This is a genomic window from Lysinibacillus sphaericus (assembly GCF_015844675.1).
GTDB lineage: Bacteria > Bacillota > Bacilli > Bacillales_A > Planococcaceae > Lysinibacillus > Lysinibacillus sphaericus_E.
Window position 1 is genome coordinate 23,091 of sequence record NZ_LDGC01000053.1, and the last position, 21,188, is coordinate 44,278.

The following is a 21,188-nucleotide window of genomic DNA, read 5'->3' on the forward strand; positions in this document are numbered from 1 at the left end:
AATGTTACTCATTGATAAGTATGCTTATATGAATAAACTAGCGTCTGTTCATCCGCTAGAAAAAATGACGTTTTCCCTTGGACTGCTTTTATTGTCGCTTATCATGAGAGACGAACGAATCTCACTCATTACATTTATTGTGATGAGTGCTTTTATCATTTTAGGTGCAAAAATCCCAGCTAAATATTACGCAAAATTACTATTGCTACCGGGATTTTTTTTACTTTCGAGTCTAGTATCCATTTTAATTTCTATAGCGCCAGCAACAAGCACACTACCTCCAACTATTTGGTCATTTTCTATTCATCATTGGACAATATTTGTTGGTAGTACGAGCTTAGTGACAGCGCAACAGCTTTTTTTCATCGTCCTTGGCAGTATAAGCTGTTTGTATTTTTTAATTCTTACGACATCAGTCCAATCTATTTGTTATGTCCTGCGACAATGGCGACTGCCCACTCTATTCGTAGAGCTAGTAGAACTAACGTATCGTTTTATTTTTATCTTTTTAGATAGTATGCAAAAAATTCATCTTGCTCAGCAGGCTCGTCTAGGATACAGCTCCCCCATTCAGTGGCTTCGCTCGGTCTCTATGCTGATTGCTGCTTTATTTGTTGAGATGTTCCAACGTAGTCGTGAACTAAACAATGCGATGGAAGCACGTGGTGGCGAGACGGTCTATTGGCAAGAGGAGATTACCTATAACACGAAAAATTGGCTAGGTATTGTTGCAATTTTTATACTCCTCATCATGTATGGAGGTTTTTTCTCATGACAGATTTGTACTTTGAATTAACACATTTATCTTATGCTTATGCAGATGGAACTCATGCTTTAACTGACATTACACTTCAAATTCCAAAAGGGAAAAAAATTGCTTTACTTGGTCATAATGGTGCTGGGAAATCAACGTTATTTCAGCATTTAAATGGAATTTTGAAGCCTACAGCTGGAAGTATATCCTTTCAAGGCAAAGCACTTAACTATAGTAGAAAAGCATTAAAAGAATTACGTCAACAGGTTGGTATTGTTTTTCAGGATGCAGACAATCAGCTTTTTTCTGGCACTGTTAAACAAGATATTGCGTTTGGACCTCTGAATCTTGGCTGGACAACTGAAATAATTGAAGAAAAAATTGCCTGGGCTATCGCTCAAACCGAAGTTGAATCATTGCTCGATAAACCAATCCACTTTTTAAGTGTTGGACAGAAAAAACGTGTCGCAATGGCAGGAGTACTAGCAATGCAACCTTCTGTTTTATTATTAGATGAACCGACCGCTGGACTAGATAATTATTATAGTGCACAAGTTTTACAATATTTAGCTACGTTAGAAAACGGTGAACGAACCATTTTACTGGCAACTCATGATATTTCGTTAGCCTATGAATGGGCAGATCAAATAGTCGTCATGGAAGCTGGGAGAATTATTTATAATGGCAATCCTGTTGAACTGTTCTTTCAAGAGGATTTGCTTGAAAGAGCCCATCTTGAACGCCCATGGGTCTTCGAAATGGCCATTGCTTTACAAAACAAAAAACTATTTGAGAAAAACATCAAAATGCCTCGTTCTAAGGAAGATTTAAACAGACTTATAGCGCAGCTTTAAAATAATTTTTCTATAGTTTGATTTTTTTCACTGTGGCAAATACACTTTCCTACTCCAATCTCACAAATCTAGTAGGAATGGTAGGCGTTATCTGGAAAGGATATGAATTTTCTTTCGTGATCCTAGGTGGGATTCCATCAGCTTAATACAAATCTTTACGATAGGTAAAATATAATGGTAAAATATACATTGGAAACTTTGAAAAATATATCCTCATTTACGAAACTTTTCTATTACTCATTCGTATTAGTATAGTTATCACAAATATTTAAGGACCCAAGGAGGGAAAACAGTTGAAAAACTGGAAGAAAAAATCAGTTGCTCTAGTAGCATCTGCTGCACTAATAGTTCCTGCTGCTTCTGCCTTTGCTGAAGCTCCACAAAAAACAGCAAAGAACCAAGATGTAGTGAAAGTAGCTAGCAATCAGGACCAAGCATTCAAAAATCAAAAAGAATGGATTAGTAAGGATACGATTATTGTCAAACATTCTGGTCTTGATAAGAGTGTGCATAACAAAATCGGAACAAAAGTGATCCGCTCTATTCCTTCTTTAGGTTACGATGTTATCCAACTTAACAAAGGGACAAATTTAGAAAAAGCAGTTTCATATTACGCTCAGCAAAAAGGGGTTAAAAGTGTATCCCCAAGTTATGTGTATCATTCCTTTGGTACGAAAACAGATCCAAAGAAACAGGATATGTATCATTTAAATCTACTTCAAATTGATAAAGCTCTACAATTAGCAGGTAAAAATGATGTAAAAGTGGCAGTTATCGATTCTGGGGTGGACTTTAAACATCCAGATTTAAAATCTCAAGTGCTACCTCCATATAATGCTGCAGCACCTGCCAATACTTCTTATCCTGGTGATCATGGAACACATGTAGCGGGAATTATTGGCGCTGCAAAAGATAATGGTATTGGAGGACACGGGATAAATCCAAAGGCCAAGCTTCTTCCAATCGATGTATTTAACGGAAAAGATGGTGCTAATGATTACGTCCTTGCACAAGGCATCCTTTATGCTATCGAGCAAGGTGCCGATGTTATCAATATGAGTCTTGGCGGCTATGGTGAATCTCCATTAATGGAGGAAGCCGTTCAAAAAGCGATTGAAAAAGGAGTTACCATTGTAGCTGCTGCTGGTAATGAATCGACAGATAATTACTCCTTCCCTGCTTCTTACGAAGGCGTTATAAGTGTAGGATCTACAAATGATCGAAACAAATTATCAAGCTATTCAAACTATGGTCCATCAGTTGACCTAGTAGCACCAGGTGAAGACGTTTACAGTACAGTTCATGATGAGAAAAAAGGATCATCCTTTGTAAAATTTAGTGGAACATCGATGGCATCGCCTGTTGTTGCCGGTGTAGCATCACTTTTAAAATCAAAATATCCAGATTTAAAGCCTTTTGAAATAGAAGCTATTCTTGAAAAGACTGCAAAGGATTTAGGTGAGACAGGCTACGATCTTACATATGGACATGGTCTAGTAGATCCTGTGGGTGCATTACAGTTTAATATAAAAGATTTACCAAAACAGTATTCAGAAACAAAAGAAGAGCGCTTGAAAAACGCTAAAGTCCTGAAAAAGGATACATTAAATACTGAAAAAGGTTCATTCAGCCAACCAGACGAAAAGAAATGGTACAAGGTTGATCTTGATGAAAATGAATATGCTCAACTGACATTAAATGGTGCAGACAAATATGATTATGCATTTGATTTGTACTTCTACCCTGAAGGTTCTAATAAAAAAGTAGAACCAATTAACGTCAATGATGTTCGTGTAGGTAAACAAGAAGGATACCTATTTAATGCAGATCAAAAAGGAACCCTTCTTATTGGAGTTAAAGACCATAATGGCAACTATAGCTCAAAAGGTGCTTCTAACTATGTCTTCACAGCTCAAACGACTAAAGAATTACCAATTGATTCACTAGATATGGAGCATATGGAGAACATTGAAAAATTCCCATTCAGTACAGAAGGGAAAAACTATACCCTACTTTCTGAAGATCATCTAGGTGACAAAGATTATTTTACATTTTCAGTAAATGAACCAACGACACTGAAATTTGATTTAACTGGAATTCCAGGTGTTACTGCATCCATGGAGCTTTATCTAAAAGATGATTTTGATCTTCTACAGTCAGAGGAAGTCGATGCAGAAGAATTAGGTGAGGCATATCCAATCCGAGCATCTTACGGTACGGATACAGGTGATGGAGTAAGCTTAGTTGTCGATGCGGAGCCTAATGAAAAGTATGTAATCGGCGTCTCTAATGAAAACAGTAACAATTCTACACTTGAAATGTTCTATAGCGGCGGTATTGATACTGAAGCAACTGTTAGTGAATCCATCATTCCTTACACATTAAAAGGTGAAGTCGTTACCCTTCCAGAAGATGAAGACGGCCTTTCATTAGAAGGAATGCTAGAAAGTAGCGTAGAAGACGATGACGATCTTTTATCTTTTAATGAATATACAGCAAAAAAACGTAATCAAAAGAATGATTTTATGAATATGTTCATGAATCCAGATGCTATGGATCAACCAGAAAACGTTGAGCAAATTATGGACCAAGCGATTCCTTTCGATATTGGTAAAGATCAAAAAGCATACTTCCAAACTGAAGATGATGAAGATTACTTCAAATTTACAGCTAAAGAAAATGCCGTTTATGGTTTCAACATTCAAAAAGGTATAAACCAATCACCAGCTGGTACTATATTCGAATACGATGAGGAAACAAAAGAATTGCTTCCAGTTTCTTCATTAACTAACGATATGGGGTTACTTAGTCTACTTCTTGGTTCATCAATTGATGAAAACGAAGCAAAGACAATTGCATTGAAAAAGGATAAGACCTATATTGTAAAAGTAATGAATCTTGGTGACCGTTCTTCTGAACCGTATACACTTAAAACAAGTAAAATGGCAGCTATTCCAAAAGAGGATAATACCAATAATAATTCACCAAAAACTGCTATTAAGATTCAACCTGGTACAACTTACAAAGATCATCTCATTTATCAAGATAATACAGATTTCTACTATTATAAACAATATGGCAAAGATGAAGTCATAAGCCTTCTTATTTCTTCTATACCATATACAAAAGAACAGCTAGATAAATTACCTAAAGAACTTCAAAATGACTTGAAGTTTTCAGGCTCCATTATAGAAGATACAAATGGCAATAAAAAAATTGATCCAAAAGAAATGGCAACAGAAATTCAATTTGGACAAGGTGAAGATCTCATCCAAATGCTACTTGGTCTTGGCGGGACAACAGATGTAAATACTTCTTTTAAAGCAAAACAAGCTCACGGTTATTTTATTATTCTTAACGGAAGCAATAATGGACAATTATCAATCCAACCGTATAATTTAACTTTGTTCGATCATAAAAAAGCTGATGAAGATGCAGATTCCAAGATCGTTAACGGTGTACCAACAAAACCGACTGTACTTACGAAAAAAGACGGTAAATGGGTAGCTAATCAATATTTAAATGCCGGTGTTCAATTTGGTGATAAAGACTATTTCGAATTTAAAAACGACAGCAAACGCGATGTGTCCTTCTCTCTTAAAACAGAAAAAGCACTAGATGGCGTCATCCGTATTATTGATGCAAAAGGAAAAACAGTAGAAACTTTTGATTATTACGGAGCTGGAGATGCTGAAGTAGGTACAATTACACTTGATAAAGGAACTTACTTTATTGAAGTTAGTGAATATTACGGCAAAGCTAGTTCTCAACCATATACACTTGAAATAAAATAAAATATTAACCTCCTTTGACTAAAAAGATGAAAGTAATAGAAAGATAGAATTTTTGGTTGAAGATAGTGTAGAAGACTAGGTTGGGACAAAGTAGGTCAAAACTTTAAAAAGCGCAAGAAATCAATTTTTAGAAACGTTGATTTCTCGCGCTTTTTTTGTATTCATCGAAAAGTATTGTCACTCCTTTAGTTCGTTGAGGAATCCATTATGATCACTTTATATTTCCTAAAATTTAACTTACAATAAAGAAAAATGCATTTAAAAAGGAGATGAAAAATTTGGAAACAAATATTTATTTTATTCGACATGCACATTCTCCATTTATTTTTGCACAAGAACGAGAACGCCCACTTTCTGAGGAAGGCAAAAAATCAGCAAAAAGACTTGTAGCCTCATTGAAAAAAGTAGATTTTGATGCAGTATTATCTAGCCCATATACACGATCTTTACAAACATTAGAAGGATTAATTGACCATCCTACTACAATTATTATTGAAGAAAATTTAAAAGAAAGAACACTTAAAGGGATTTATAAATTGTCAGAAGATAAAATTGAACAAGCAATGAAGGATTCCTATAAAAATTTAGATTTTCGATTGGATGGAGGAGAAAGTGTTAGAGAAGCACAGTATAGATCTTTACCAATAATATTTAAAATCATTGAAAATCAAGATTTTACAAATGTAGCTATCGGGACACACGGTAATATTATGACAAGTATAATAAATTATTTTGATAATTCATATGGATATGACTTCTGGAAATCTACAGAAAAACCTGATGTTTATAAATTAACCTTTAATGGTTATCATTTAATTTCTGTTACAAAAATAGGTTTTTAAATTCTAACGCTATCTTTCTTAAAAAAAGTTGGATTTCGTGAGCGTGTCTTTTTTTACCAATAATACATACTTTAACAGGTACGTCCTGTTTGATAAACTAGACAGCGACACTTTTTTCAATGCTGTCTTAAAGGTCTGATATGTTAATACCAAAAGCGTTGACGTTCTTATTTGGTCATGAAAAAACTCCTAATGAATGAATATTGTGATTGTCTCACGATTATTAATTCATTAGGTGGATTGTAGTATTTGGCGCTTACTTTATGACGTATTCGTGTTTTATTCACGATAACGAGGGGTTTATTTCCGCTCCTATTTTCAAGGTTTCTTCTTAAAGGGTGTTTGTCATCGAAGAAGCGTGCTTTATTCCCCTTCTAGCGATGCTAATTTAAATATGGTCGCCCTTTTTTACCCGATTCTCCTAGTATCCCCCTTTTATTCGATTGGCTTTTCCTCTAAATATTCGGCTACTTTTTGCACAATATGTTTCCAATTTAATTCCGCTCTTGCAAAAGCTTGGAGGTGTTCACATGCATCAGCCAATAAAGCTTCCTGTTTCGTTACTTGCTGCAATGTCCGCCCAACACTTTGCCAATCATGTGTCGGATGAATTGTCCCGAAGCGCTGATTATGGGTAATATCTGCCGCCCCATCGACATCAGTCGTAACGATATAACAACCATTCTTTGCGGCCTCAGCAAATACATGAGCGTAGCATTCTACTAATGAGGTAAGGCAAAATATTTTAGCCTTTCTATACTCCTCCTCCAATCGCACCTTATCATAAATTGGTCCCAACATAATGACCTGCGTTGCGAATGGGTTTCCATCAAGAACGTTCAACAACTCCTGTCTAAACTCCTCAGACATTGGACCTACTAACCGAAACTCCCAATCCGAAAGCTGTGCAGCTAAAAATGCTTTTACCGCTAAAAGAATTTGTTTTTCAGGAGCATCCAAACGACCAACCGTTACTATTCTATTTTCTTTTTCGTTAAATGAGACAGACTCTGTATGAAACAGTTCATAAAAGCCGTTTGGAATACGTTTAATATCCAAATTGGAAAATTCATGTATAGAGCTTTGGATAGATTCACATTCAGAGGAAAGTACATCACAAAGCTGAAGTAACTCCGCAAAATACGGATACGTTTTTAATCGATTTAGCCAAAATCGATTAACATCTAATTTCATATAAATTTTTCCGTTTGGATTAAACTTTTTATAAGTTTTTAAAATCGATAAATATGATGGATAAGGCCCTATCGCAAATGCAATATCGATGTCCTTCGCATGCTCTATTAAATAACTATTCATATTAGCAACATAGTCATCCTCAAACGGAATATGTTGAAAAGTAACAGAAGGAAAGGTTTGTTTCAATAATGCTTCATTCATTTCAGTCGTTACAATAGTAACTTCATAGCCTAAGTAATCACCTAACAAAATAGGAACAAGGCATAAATCTTTGAAAATATGTGCGTCGGAGAGCTTATACGATTCCACACTACATATGAAGGCTATCTTTTTTGACATAACATCCCCCTTTTTTAAATGAAGCGTTTCATTAAATTATGATTTCTTGTTCAATAATGTGAAAAGATTAGTATAAGTACCGTTATCACACTAGTAAAATCACCTTATTTTAAAACGCTTTTCTCTCTTTAAATAACTAACGAATGTAAGCAATTGCCTACAGAACCACTCTTGCAACGCATATTGTAATAAAGAATCCTTTATGTCAATGAAAGTAAAAGTATAGACTTTCTAAAACTTCTACTTACGCCTATTGAACACTTCTACTAACAATAAAAGAATCGAGGTTTTATATGAAAATTAGTTTTTTATCACCAGCCTACAATAGTGAAGAGTGGATATTGACATTGTTAGAAAGTATTCCTAAAGAATACGCCTATGAAATTATCGTTTGCGATGACGGCTCAACCGACAATACTTTAGCCCTATTAGAGGACTATCAGAAAAACTGTCCTGCCTTAAAAATAATTACTCATCCAACTAATTTGGGTGCTAGTGTAGCCTATAACCGATGTATCGCAGAAGCTACTGGTGATTATATAGCTATCATAGATAGTGATGATCACTATTTACCCGCTATTCGAAACGTCTTAGCCCAAGTAGATGGTCAATTTGATATTTACTACTACAACATGCTTACAAAGGCAGGCTATGCATTTATAAAAGATGAATCAAACCGATACACATTACCTGGACAATTTAAAATTATTCGAAGAAGTTTTATAGGTGATGCAACTTTTACCATAAGAAAAGATATTGCCGGGGATTGGGATTTTAATTGTGCTTTAATGGATAAAAACCCGACAAGTAAATATACAAACGAATTGGCATACTGGTATAACTTCCCAAGGGAAAATTCTGAATATGATTTACATCGAAGAGGATTAAAATAACGCCCTTATTTCCATGCATGCAGGAGGTGTAATTAACAATACAATGTTTAAAGATAAAGTTCTTCTCATTACTGGCGGCACCGGCTCTTTTGGTAATGCAGTATTAAAGAGGTTTTTAACTACCGACATTAAGGAAATACGCATCTTTTCAAGAGATGAGAAAAAGCAAGATGATATGCGTAAACTCTATCAACATCCGAAAATTAAATTTTTTATAGGCGATGTCCGTGACATCCAAAGCATTCATCATGCGATGTATGATGTCGACTTTGTTTTCCATGCAGCCGCTCTTAAGCAGGTCCCCTCTTGCGAATTTTTTCCACTAGAAGCAGTTAAGACGAACATCCTAGGCACTGATAATGTTTTAACTGCGGCTATTCAAGCTGGCGTTAAAAAAATTATTTGCCTGTCTACAGATAAGGCTGCTTATCCAGTAAATGCAATGGGAATATCGAAGGCTATGATGGAAAAAACGTTTATTGCTAAGTCTAGAATGGTTCATCCGGAGAAAACATTAATTTGCGGAACACGATACGGAAATGTCATGGCTTCAAGAGGCTCTGTTATTCCTCTATTTATCGAACAAATTAAAGCTGGCAAGCCTTTAACAATTACTGATCCTAAAATGACACGCTTTATGATGAGCCTTGATGAGGCAGTAGAATTAGTTTTATACGCCTTCTCACACGCTGACAACGGGGACATTATGGTGCAAAAATCACCAGCTGCTTATATTGAGGATTTAGCACAGGCATTACTAGAAATTTTTCAAGGTCAAAATAAAATACAAACTATCGGAACACGGCATGGCGAAAAGATTTACGAAGTGTTATTAACAAAAGAAGAAGCTGCGAAGGCCATTGATATGGGAAATTTTTATAGAATCCCTGCTGATAACCGTGATTTAAATTATGGAAAATATCTTGATGAGGGCTCTCCTAAAATTACATTGACCGACGAATACAACTCTACTAATACGAAAATACTATCCGTCGCTGAAATAAAAGAAAAATTATTAAAGCTTCCGCTCATTCAAGAAGAATTACAAAATTGGATGGGAGGAAAACCTTGAAATTTTTAGTACTTGGAGCTACTGGAATGGCTGGTCACACAATTTCACTCTATTTGTACGCCCAAGGGCATGAAGTAACAACCTATTCGCGATCAGCCTTTTCTTGCGGAAATAATATTACGGGAGATATTACAGATACAAATTTTTTAAAATCACTAATTTTAGATTACGATTATGATGTTGTGGTCAATTGTATCGGTGTATTAAATGACGCCTGTGAAAAAGACCGCGAGAAAAGCGTATATCTCAATAGTTATTTGCCTCATGCCATTGAATCTTTATTAACAAACAGGAACACTAAGCTTATTCATTTAAGTACAGATTGTGTATTCTCAGGAAAAGCCGCTCCCTATCATGAAAGTAGCCTTCGCGATGGGGAAACCTTTTATGATCGTACGAAGGGACTAGGAGAAATTGAAAGCACTCAACATCTGACGTTTCGTAATTCTATCATTGGTCCTGATCTGAAGGAGGATGGCATTGGCCTTTTTAATTGGTTTATGAAACAACATAATACTATTCGCGGCTATACTGGTGCGATATGGAACGGAATTACGACCTTAACATTAGCAAAAGCAATTGAACGTGCAGCACTTAAAGGTACAACAGGCCTCTACCACCTCGTCAACAATAGCAGTATTTCAAAATTTGAGTTACTGCAATTATTCAATACGCATTTCAAGGAAAATAAAGTAACGATCCAGCCATATCCCCTCGTAAACATTGATAAAACACTAGTCAACACAAGAAAAGATTTTTCATTTACCGTACCGAGCTATGAAGAAATGATCCTTGAGATGAAAAACTGGATATGGCAACATAAAGAGTTGTATCCCCATTATTTTAAATGAGTTTGGAGGTTCAGTATGCTAAAAAGAAAGTTTGGTGACCGTTCTGAATGGTCACGAGTTATCGAAAGAAAGTATAGTCAGTCATACCTTGACACTAGAGACTTCAAGGGTTTTATAACTTTATTGAAAACAGTCCTAGTTACTGAACCTTTATTCGTGAATTATGGAGAGGATAAACTATGTATTGTTGATAACGGCTATATATGGTTACAACAATTTCCCCTTGAAAAAAACCATTCTGTAACAACTATGTTTAATGCTAACGGAGAAATAATTCAATCGTATATCGATATATGCCATAAAAACTCAATAGAAGATAATGTTCCATATATGGATGATCTATTTTTAGATCTTATTTTGTTACCATCAGGAGAGTTAATTGAAAAAGATGCTGATGAATTAGAAGAAGCTTATTTGAATGGCATCATTGATAAATCTCTGTATGATTTGGCTTGGAACGAGTTAAACAGCATCAAGGGAGATATAAGCAAAGGTGAATTTAAGTTGGTTAACCTTGCTATACAACATAAAAATATTTTATTAAATGAAGCATACACGAACAAAATGCTTAAGTAAGCACTACATTCGGGAACGATCATAGGCTCAAATGTAAAAGGTATCTACATTTAAACATTCTATGAAGCTGGCATCTTAAAGGTTAATAGGGTGGTATCCCTCCCCTCGTTTACAGTTGGAAATCAGGGATTATGATGCATAAAAAAGACACCTGCTACGGTGTCTTTTGATGTATGAAACTAGTATTTGATTTTGAGAGAATCCCCATCGACATAAACTGCCTCGGAACGGGAAATCGGCAGCTTTTGCTCTGCTGAGAAGCCGATCGTTTCTCCATCCCTTAAAGTGACATTCTCTTCTACAATATATCCAGAAATCGTAATCAAAAAATCACGCAGTTCAGCAGGAGTTGCTTGACTGTCCAAAATTTCAATTTCATCCTTGCCAAAGGCTTTTAACCCATAAGTATATCCATCTACCCCTTTTTCCGTTCCAACCAGGCCGAAATAAACAAGATTCAGTAAAGGAAACATGTCGTCATTTTTCATGACTTCAGCCATATCCTGAAAAAGTTCGGGCTGGAATACGGTGCCAGATGTATAGATCCCTATTGCGTTAGGAAGCTTTAAACAACTTGCCGCCAGCTTCGTGTATAGCCTACCACTGTCCAGCGGGGAGCCAGAGCGGGTAAATGCAGCTAGGATGATTTGAGCTACATGGGTTTGAGTAACTTCCACGGCTTCCTTCCACATGTAATTTCCCTGTGCATAATACTCAGCCTCACCATCTGGTATTGGAGCATCGACAAAACTAACCGCTAACATGCAGTCGTCCACTTCAAAGACCAAGGTTCCTTCCTCTGTTTCTTCGGCATTTTCATCATCCTCTACGGACGAGCAGCTGATGTTCCAATCATTCAAAAGGTTGGCCTTTATCTGATCAATATCACATTCCGCAGAGTTAAGCAGAACGAACCCGTTAAAAATACCAGAACCATTATAACCATTATCTTGCGTTTCCTTCTCGTCCTCCATAGATTGAGCAGCTTCATATGCTGCAGCCTGCTGCATCCAGTATTCTCGGATTAATTCTACCATCTTTACAGCTTCTTGCTCTGCAGTCGCAGGGTCATAAGGTTGCATCTCGCTGAATACATGGCCGCAATGCTCAGTGTCAGACGGATCCTCATAGCCTCCGCATACGCCAAGGAGCCATTTTCCGAGAATACTTTTTTTATACTTGAATATATAGTAGTGCATATCATATAAATCAAATTCTGCTGCAATTTCTATCTTCTTGGGTTCTTGCCCAAGTTCGTGTTCATCTGCTAGCCAGTCGATCATGGATTGCATTGCTGCTTGCTGTTGAGCTGTCATCAATTTCTCTCCTTTATGAATGTATGATTCTACCATTATTATACCAGCTTTTATGGAATGAAATAGTGAAGCAAGAATTATTCCTATTATGGTAGATTACTCCTATTTCTATTAAAGAAAGTCGTTCATCAAGTATTGAGTGCTTGGACGAGTAGCAATAATCCTAACTTTTTGGTCATAATAAAATCCTCCATTTAATTGAATTGGAAGGATAATTTCGCGATAATTTCGCTACTATATTCACGTAATTTTTTCAGGGTAATAAAAAAGGGATTCTACGTCAGTGACCTAAGCCCCGACCGAATCCCTAATTTTCCGAAAACCCTTAATGATTTGCATTTGTAGTTAAAGCTGCGAAATTTTGTAGATGTTCAGAACTAATACTATATGAAACAACCTTCTCGTTGTATTTTTTGACTACATCAACGTGATTGTCGTAACTAAAAACAAAGTAATTAACATCTTTTTTGCCTCTTTTTACGTTCATGATAAATGGAGTAACATTAGTCTCTGGTTGTAAAAATAATTTTTCATTACCTGGAAATATATAATGTTTTTTCAAAAAGGAAGCTTTATTAAAATAGTCTGTAAATCTATTTTTTTCTTCCTCATCTAAATTCTTTCCATTAAATGTTACCGTAACATCTTTTGAATCAAGTTTTTTATGAAGTTCAAATTTACTTACCCCCCATCCCACAGCTATACTGGGAGGGCTCATTATCAATTTAAGAATAGATCCAATCACTAGCGTAATAATCATACCTGTTGTCATATCATATCAACTCTTTCAATAATTTAAGCATTTTAGTAGCAATTACTATATTATTGTCTTCATTGCACATTGTTTCATAAAGAATAATTAGTAATTAAACTATATCGATGTTTTAACATCCACCTCTCCATGATAAGGGATTTATATTTTTTATAACCATCCAATTTGATGCTTTTTTGACCATCCATTTACCCTCGGGATGAAAATATCTGGTGTGTTGATTGGCCATCTTTATACACTCGAAGAGGCTGATTTCTGCTACGGGCTACTCGCTTTGTCGCTGACGCTTTGCTTTCGCGCAGAGCAAGGCTTCCTGCGGGCGAGCGGGAGTCGAGTTGCCCTACGCTACAATCAGTTAAAATGAAAATATATTAGCAAATTAGTAACAAAAAAATCCTTTTATCGATCAAAAAACCTATTTTTTTCAAATCATTACACCTGTAAATATTTTAGCCATCCTATCTAACACATTTTTGTCATCCAATTGTCTATATACTATTAAGAGCTTCTGCAAACCTTTTGATTCCTTCATCAATTGAGTCTTCATCTTCCTTTGCGAAAGTAAAACGAACAAAACCATCTTTGGATCCCAGTGTAGAACCAGGAACATAAATGACGCCTCTTTTTATGGATTCTTCAAGCAATTGGGTTTCATTATAATTTTTAAGTATTTTACACCATATATGAATACCGCCTTGAGAAATAAAATATTCCACTAGATCTTTTAAATACGTATCTAGGCTTTTTATAATTTTATCTCTTCTTTTTTCTAATTCCTTAATTAAACTTTTTATATGAATATGAAAATTTTCTGATTCTAAAAAATCATTCGCTACCCATTGTGTATAGCTAGAATGACCGAAGTCGATTTGTTGTTTCGCATCGGATAATCTTTCAATCACTGATGTTGGGCCAATTATCCACCCTATTCTTAATCCTGAGGCAACAATTTTGGACAAAGAACTAATGTATAATACGTTGCCATTCCTATCCATTGATTTTAGGGTAGAGATTTTATCTCCTGAAAAAGCTGTTAAACTATAGGGATCATCTTCTACTACTGGAATTCCAAGCTTTGAGGATATATCTAAAATCGCTTCTTTTTTCTTTTTATTCAACAAAGAGCCCGTCGGATTTTGAAAATATGGATTTAAAAAAATCATTTTTATTCGGTGTTTTTTATATAATGACTCCAAATCTTCTGGGTTTATTCCATCCTTATCGACAGGTAGATAATGTATTTGTATACCTACCGATCTGAAAATTGGAAGATTATAATTGTAGGAAGGATCTTCTATTGCTATTGCATCTCCAGGCTTTAACAAACATTGTACAATTAAATGTAATGCTTGTTGCGCTCCTGATGTTATAAGTATGGAAGAAGGATTAGTTTCGATTCCCCGACTTTTTTCCACGTGTTTTGCAATGGTAGTTCTAAGGATTTCATTCCCCTGTGGATGATCGTATCCAAGGCTTCCAATAAAAGAACGTGTTGACGTTATCTCGCTTAAAAATCTTTTTGGGAAAAGTTCTTCTGACAATTCACCGGAAGCTAAATTTATTAATTTATGTTCAACAGCTTCTTTTCTTATTTTTTGCGTGACAGGTTGACTTGGTAAAAAGGAACCCGCCTCAATATACCTATTCCAGCTAGGAATCCGCTTTTTTGTTATACCCCATATATCTTTACTAATGGTAGTACCGCTTCCTCTAGTCCTTTCAATTAGCCCCATCGATTCTAATTCGTCATATGCATGAACGACAGTACTTCTGTTCAAATATAGAGCACTCGCTAAATATCTCTCTGATGGCAATGGTTTATCGGGTGGAAATGTACCATCTGCAATTCCCTTTTCAATATATTCTGCGAGTTGTTTATAGATAGCTTTTTTCGCATTTCTATCAGGTTTCCAATCCAACTATACTCACCTCATTAGTTCCTTCAAACTTGCACTTTCTTCTTATAACCGTGTTACTCCTGATAAAAAATTATATATTAATATTATTTCAATTGTAATTAACCATCCACTTTATTGTTATTTTAGCCATCCACTAAAGAAATCAATCCTCATTTTCTATTTTATTACCCTATTACAATTAGCGTGAATTTAACTTCTATCTCATAAACTATATTCCTCTACTATTCTATCGATATACCATCATCAAGGATGTACTAGTGTGATGTATAGACACAAAAAGAAAAGGTGCTCATTGAAAGGAGTTGGATTAGGTCAATCGTTACTTTATAAGGTAACCCAGATCAATACATGGAACAAGAAGCTATAGAAGAACGTTCCACGCAAATTTCGGTAAGGTTGTATCAATTTAAAAACGGAATAGTAAAGCTGTATTTCAAGTATTCCCTTCCTTTTGGGCAAAGAAAAAAAGCCACATACAATCCATTAGTACAGAAATTCGACTGACCGAGTACTGTAAAACAACTGATCATAAGCGAAAGTGCTTATTTCTCTAAGTATGACGTTATAAAACTGTATGTCCCAGGAGGGAATTTGACATTCAGCAAAAGCATAGGTATTACCGAATTTTCAAATAGATTTTATAGAAAATGTGTAGAGCAAAAATGGATGAATATTTATTCTATTTTTAAACATGCCGCGTAATTGGATCAGCACCAGCTCTTATAAATTTCAATTTACTACAACATTGTCCCAGGAATCATTGTAGCCCCATAGTAAGTGCTTATCTAAAATGCTCAACCTCTAATTTTCCAGAAAGCTAAGCGAATATATACGGCGAGTTAAATCCACCAAAAACTCCAATATTTTAGCTTCTTGCTTGTCTTTTTAACCCAAAACATGCCAATTTAAATTAAAAAGTCTAGTAGCTTGAATAATTTGAACGTACACTCTACTCTCATGTTCATTAAAAATATCATCAATCTGTGATAGCAAATTATCATTCCTAAAAAATTCGTATGCTAATACATTTGTATTTTTAATTTGATTAAATTCTTCTAAAATTACTGATTCAATAAATAATAAAATCAACACATTTCCACTCTCAAGAAATAAAAACTCATACCTATAACCATTAAATCATTTTTGTATATAGGATTAAATTAACTTAATGCGTTATTTATCCATTACCCCGTAAAAAGAAGGACTTCCTACACGACTATTAATAATTCTAATTTCAATGAAAAATTAATAATTACAGATTAGCGTTTGTTGTATTTCCCCGTATTTTTTTATTTTTTTAAAATATCGTTAATTAAATTGGTTAATTGTGTAATAATTAATTTGGTTAGATAATTTATTTTTGGAGGATGTTAACAAATGCACATAAACAGTGTGAAAATAAAAAATTTCAGACTATTAAAAGATGTCGAATTAACTTTAGAACAAACAACAACTATAATTGTCGGACGTAATAATTCTGGTAAAACTTCTTTTACAGAATTATTTAAGCGTCTATTAACAGACAATTCCCCAAAATTTAACTTAGTAGACTTTTCTATCCCCGTTCATGATCATTTTTGGGCTGCCTTTATTAAATGGACTGAGGATAATGAAAATCCTACTATCAGAGAATCACTTCCTGCTATTGAAATAACACTCACACTCAAATATGACATTGATTGTGATGATTTGGGCCCTCTCAGTGAGTTAATTATAGATCTCGACCCAAATTCCACTGAGGTAATTGCAAATATTAAATATCAACTAAAAGGTGGTAGAATTGATTCTCTTTTTGAAGGAATAAATTATTCCGATATTCCTGAAAATATTGCACAAGAAAAGAAAAACTTCTTTAGAATCCTAAAAGAAAGGATTCCCAAATTGTATGAAACATCCATATTTGCTATTGATCCACAAGATGTTACAAATCAGAAAACACTTGATTTCCCTAAGTTTAAATGTATTTTACAAACTGACTTTATTAACGCTCAACGAGGGTTGGATGACACTACACATCGAGATAGAGACGTATTAGGAAAAGTTGTGGAGCAAATGCTTGATATTGCTAAATTAGATACTGCTTCACCCTCTGAAAATCAGACTGCCGTCGCTTTGGAAGAGGCAGTAAAAGATATTCAAATTAAACTAGATACAGACTTTAATGAACATCTAAACAAACTTCTACCAGCTTTATCACTATTTGGATATCCAGGGCTAAACAATGCTGCTCTTCATACTGAAACTATTTTAGATGTCAGAAGGCTTTTAGAGAACCACACTAAGGTACTTTATCCTGGAGTAGATGGTACTTCCCTGCCTGAAACTTACAATGGTCTTGGTTCTAGAAATATAATTTACATTTTATTTAAACTTTTTGGATTCTTCAAAACATACAAGGCCCAACAACCAGCTCCAAACTTCCAAATTGTTTTTATTGAAGAACCTGAAGCACATTTGCACCCACAAATGCAGGAGGTTTTTATAAGAAAGATAAACGAAATTGCTAACGATTTTTCTCATCGTTTTAATGATGGAGTAAAATGGCCAATCCAATTTGTCATTACTACTCATTCTACCCATATTGCAAATGAAGCACCTTTCGATGCAATTAGGTATTTTCTTAGTACTAGAACTGGAGAAATAAATACTCGTATTAAGGATTTAAGAGCAGGATTTTCAGATAGTTCCCTTAAACAAGCAAAAGAGTTCTTGCACAAATATTTAACATTAACAAGGTGCGATTTATTTTTTGCTGATAAAGCAATTTTAGTAGAAGGACCAACAGAAAGATTGTTAATGCCTAAAATTATAGAGAAGGTTGATTTCGAAAATCCACCTGAGGAATCACTTTCAAGTAATTATCTATCCATAATTGAAGTTGGAGGAGCATATGCCCATAATTTCTTTCCTTTTCTCAATTTTTTGGAAATACCCTCTTTAATAATTACAGATATTGATGCAGTAAAAAAAGATGTTAGATCAAATGGAACATATTATATTAAATGCCCTGTGGCTGAAGCAAGCCATACAAGTAATTCCGCAATTAAAAATTGGTTCGATGAAAAAGATATTACAACCCAAATCCTATTAAATAAACCAGTTGAAGAGAAAGTTAAAGTTAATCTACGTATTGCTTATCAGATTCCAGAGGAAATTAATGTTAGTTCAGAAATAACAGCTGCTTACGAAGAAGTTGCCGCGACTGTTGTGGGCAAAGCAACGGATAAAATATTAGAAAGTACGAAAAAAAGTGAAGTGGTTATTGAAAAAACTCCATTACCTTCAGGCAGAAGTTTTGAAGACGCATTTATGTTAGCCAACAAATCACTGTTTGAAATTAATGGTAATGACAATAATGAATTAGCTTATGATGCATGGAATAAAGCAAGTGTAGTTGATAAGACTAATTTCGCACTACAATATGCTCTTATTGACACAGAATGGAGAGTTCCTTTCTATATTAAAGACGGTTTAAAATGGTTGTCGAAAAATCCCTTTCAACATAATAACGACTCCACAAAAGTTTTAGTAAAAGAGGCGGTGGATACTAATGATTGAAAAAATGACTCTTAACCCAGCAGAGTTAGCTGCTAAAGAAGCACTAAAGCAAGTCTATTCGTGCATATCCCAGAAAAAGAGTTTTGTTTTAGAGGCTGGGGCAGGCGCTGGAAAAACATACTCTTTAATACATGCACTTAAGCATATGCTAGTGAAAGAGGGCAATGCATTACTACGTAATAATCAACGAATTGCATGTATAACCTATACTAATATTGCACGAAATGAAATCGAATCGAGAACTGATCATCATCCAGTTATCTTTTCTGCAACAATTCACTCATTTTGTTGGTCAATCATAAAAGATTACCAACCAAGATTACGTGAAATATTACCCCAAATTGATAAATGGGGTGATAGACTTAAAGAAATTGGAGAAATAAATAATCATACTATTACTTATGATATTGGATATTCAAGAATAGAGTCTCAAAAAATTTCACTTAGTCATAATGATGTTTTAGCATTAACTATTTGTCTCATGGAAGACTATAAATTTCGTAAAATATTTTCTTTTCGCTTCCCTGTTATTTTCATTGATGAATATCAAGACACAGATAAAAACTTCATAGAATCCATAAAAAAGCATTTTTTAGACAAAAACGATGGACCTCTTTTCGGTTTTTTTGGGGATCACTGGCAAAAAATATATGGTACAGGCTGTGGCAAGATTGAACATGACAGTCTAAAAGTTATTGAAAAAAGAGCAAATTTTCGTTCATGTAAGACAATTGTAGATAGTCTAAATAGAATTCGACCAGAATTAATGCAAGAGATTAATGATTCAGATGAGGGTTCAGTACTTGTATTCCATTCAAATGCATGGAAAAAAGAAAGACGCACTGAACCTCATTGGAAGGGTGATTTACCAATGGATATCGCTCATCAATCTCTTGTGGAGACTAAGTCGGAGCTACTCAAAAGAGGTTGGGATTTTTCAAAGAAAACAACGAAGATTCTTATGTTAACGCATAATATACTAGCTCAAGAACAAGGCTATCGAAATATAGCAGATGTCTTCCCCAACAATGACTCGTATATTAAGAAAGAGGATGACTATATCGCATTCTTTGTTAATATTTTGGAACCAGTTTGTATCGCATATGAAAATAAAAAGTTTGGTCAAATGTTCTCCCTCTTAGAAGGGGAAAGACCTGTAATTCGCTCTCATAAAGAAAAACTTGAATGGGTAACTCATATGGATAGACTTATTTCCATTCGTAATAATAAAGATATTGGAGAAGTTATTGAACACCTAAAGAAGACAAGGTATCCATCTTTACCAGAGTATATAGAAAGATATGAAACTGAACTTGATTTAGTGGAAAGTTTCCAAGAGTTAGATGACTATATGAAGAAGAAATTTGAACGAATAAAGAAGTTGAAAACGATTCCTTATCAAGAAGTTATTGCTTTATCAAAATTTATAGAACATCAAACTCCATTTGCAACGAAACATGGAGTAAAAGGGGCAGAGTTCGAAAATGTATTAGTAGTTTTTGGAAGAGGATGGTCACATTATAATTTTTCTCAGATGTTAGAATATGAATCAACTGGGATTCCTCCAAAAAAAATTGACATGTTTGAACGCAACAGAAATTTGTTTTATGTAGCTTGTTCGAGACCGAAAAAGCGCTTAGCTCTTCTTTTTACACAAGAGTTATCAGACTCAGCAATAGAGACTCTTACTAATTGGTTTGGACAAGACTCTCTTCACCCATTACTGTTTAATACGAAAGATTGAGCCAACGGTGGGAAATATTTGAACTTTTTTTCTTTAAGCACAATTGAAACTTAGCTTTGAAACAAAGTTTAATTAAATATTCTTCCCAAGTCTCAAGTTTTTTATAGAATAAACAAAATCCATTTTGAACAAAGTGAACTGAACCCCGATTAGAGGACGCTTAAAAAGGGCCACTGTTCGAGGTTTAGTTTACTAGGTAATCATTAATCCAATATGTTGTCTTAAATCCGAATAAATCAGTCCATACATAAGTTGTTGCATTCAGTAAGTGGTGTCCCAAGTAAAGTCCTTTTTTTATCAGACGAATTGTAATATTAAGTGCAACACTTAGAAGTCAATATAAAAGAAGCCCATAACGACCTCGTGTAGAATGTAGTTACCACACCAACATTCAAACGGAGGAATCATTATGAGCTATACCCATCTTACCATATCAGAACGTGTAAAAATAGAAACATACCTGGAACTTGATTATTCGATTCGTAAAATAGCGGCACTCTTAAATCGTCAACCTTCTACAATTTCAAGAGAGATAAAACGCCATGCCGGTAGTACGGCTGAGGAAGCGCAAGTACGTTACCATCAAAATAAATCCAACTGTGGTGCCAAGTCAAAATTTACGCCTGAAGTAAAAGAAGCTGTTCAAGAAAAGTTGTGGGATACTTGGTCGCCTGAACAAATTGTCGGTCGCATGTATCAAGGACAGC

At 34.8% G+C, this 21,188-nt stretch carries 15 protein-coding genes; 11 read left to right on the plus strand and 4 right to left on the minus strand.

What is annotated here, in order from left to right:
• The first annotated feature begins 1 nt into the window (after position 1).
• The 4 genes from cbiQ to ABE34_RS13870 all read left to right on the plus strand — a co-directional run bounded on the left by cbiQ (position 2) and on the right by ABE34_RS13870 (position 6,244).
• Positions 2-775 carry a cobalt ECF transporter T component CbiQ gene (gene cbiQ / locus ABE34_RS13855; RefSeq protein ID WP_197143143.1) on the plus strand — a complete coding sequence of 258 codons (774 nt, stop codon included), beginning with the start codon at positions 2-4 and terminating at the stop codon, positions 773-775.
• Positions 772-1,608 carry an energy-coupling factor ABC transporter ATP-binding protein gene (locus ABE34_RS13860; protein ID WP_197143144.1) on the plus strand — a complete coding sequence of 279 codons (837 nt, stop codon included), beginning with the start codon at positions 772-774 and terminating at the stop codon, positions 1,606-1,608. Before cbiQ ends, ABE34_RS13860 begins: the two co-directional genes overlap by 4 nt.
• A gap of 293 nt (positions 1,609-1,901) precedes the next feature.
• Positions 1,902-5,402 (plus strand): S8 family peptidase, encoded by a 3,501-nt coding sequence (locus ABE34_RS13865; RefSeq protein ID WP_197143145.1) that lies wholly within the window; start codon positions 1,902-1,904, stop codon positions 5,400-5,402.
• A gap of 278 nt (positions 5,403-5,680) precedes the next feature.
• Complete coding sequence (locus ABE34_RS13870; RefSeq protein WP_197143146.1) at positions 5,681-6,244, plus strand: histidine phosphatase family protein; 564 nt, start codon at positions 5,681-5,683, stop codon at positions 6,242-6,244.
• A gap of 435 nt (positions 6,245-6,679) precedes the next feature.
• On the opposite strand, the gene ABE34_RS13875 is transcribed toward ABE34_RS13870, so the two are convergent.
• Positions 6,680-7,780 carry a glycosyltransferase family 4 protein gene (locus ABE34_RS13875; protein ID WP_197143147.1) on the minus strand — a complete coding sequence of 367 codons (1,101 nt, stop codon included), beginning with the start codon at positions 7,778-7,780 and terminating at the stop codon, positions 6,680-6,682.
• Positions 7,781-8,073: 293 nt separating this feature from the next.
• Between ABE34_RS13875 and ABE34_RS13880 the strand changes: the two genes are divergently transcribed.
• From ABE34_RS13880 to ABE34_RS13895, 4 genes are read left to right on the plus strand one after another with little or no spacing between them, the layout of a single operon-like run.
• A complete protein-coding gene (locus ABE34_RS13880) occupies positions 8,074-8,673 on the plus strand; it encodes a glycosyltransferase family 2 protein (RefSeq protein WP_197143148.1) in 600 nt (199 codons plus the stop codon).
• 43 nt (positions 8,674-8,716) lie between these two features.
• Complete coding sequence (locus tag ABE34_RS13885; protein ID WP_197143156.1) at positions 8,717-9,745, plus strand: polysaccharide biosynthesis protein; 1,029 nt, start codon at positions 8,717-8,719, stop codon at positions 9,743-9,745.
• On the plus strand, positions 9,742-10,596 hold the full coding sequence (locus tag ABE34_RS13890) for an SDR family oxidoreductase (protein WP_197143149.1): 855 nt from the start codon (positions 9,742-9,744) through the stop codon (positions 10,594-10,596). The genes ABE34_RS13885 and ABE34_RS13890 overlap by 4 nt, the downstream gene beginning before the upstream one ends.
• Before the next feature lie 15 nt (positions 10,597-10,611).
• Positions 10,612-11,172, plus strand: a complete 561-nt coding sequence (locus ABE34_RS13895) for a DUF402 domain-containing protein (protein WP_197143150.1) — start codon at positions 10,612-10,614, stop codon at positions 11,170-11,172.
• A 179-nt stretch (positions 11,173-11,351) separates the two neighbouring features.
• On the opposite strand, the gene ABE34_RS13900 is transcribed toward ABE34_RS13895, so the two are convergent.
• The 3 genes from ABE34_RS13900 to ABE34_RS13910 all read right to left on the minus strand — a co-directional run bounded on the left by ABE34_RS13900 (position 11,352) and on the right by ABE34_RS13910 (position 15,179).
• The gene (locus tag ABE34_RS13900) at positions 11,352-12,488 is read right to left on the minus strand and encodes a DUF4261 domain-containing protein (RefSeq protein WP_197143151.1); all 1,137 of its coding nucleotides are present in this window, start codon (positions 12,486-12,488) and stop codon (positions 11,352-11,354) included.
• Positions 12,489-12,813: 325 nt separating this feature from the next.
• The gene (locus ABE34_RS13905) at positions 12,814-13,260 is read right to left on the minus strand and encodes a YfmQ family protein (RefSeq protein ID WP_197143152.1); all 447 of its coding nucleotides are present in this window, start codon (positions 13,258-13,260) and stop codon (positions 12,814-12,816) included.
• 488 nt (positions 13,261-13,748) lie between these two features.
• Positions 13,749-15,179 (minus strand): PLP-dependent aminotransferase family protein, encoded by a 1,431-nt coding sequence (locus tag ABE34_RS13910; protein ID WP_197143153.1) that lies wholly within the window; start codon positions 15,177-15,179, stop codon positions 13,749-13,751.
• A 1,377-nt stretch (positions 15,180-16,556) separates the two neighbouring features.
• Between ABE34_RS13910 and ABE34_RS13915 the strand changes: the two genes are divergently transcribed.
• The 3 genes from ABE34_RS13915 to ABE34_RS13925 form a co-directional block, all read left to right on the plus strand.
• On the plus strand, positions 16,557-18,737 hold the full coding sequence (locus ABE34_RS13915; RefSeq protein WP_197143154.1) for an ATP-dependent nuclease: 2,181 nt from the start codon (positions 16,557-16,559) through the stop codon (positions 18,735-18,737).
• On the plus strand, positions 18,730-20,481 hold the full coding sequence (locus ABE34_RS13920) for a UvrD-helicase domain-containing protein (RefSeq protein WP_197143155.1): 1,752 nt from the start codon (positions 18,730-18,732) through the stop codon (positions 20,479-20,481). The genes ABE34_RS13915 and ABE34_RS13920 overlap by 8 nt, the downstream gene beginning before the upstream one ends.
• 409 nt (positions 20,482-20,890) lie before the next feature.
• Positions 20,891-21,188, plus strand: a 298-nt coding sequence (locus ABE34_RS13925) for a helix-turn-helix domain-containing protein (protein ID WP_197141006.1), incomplete at its 3' end; no start/stop codon positions are given.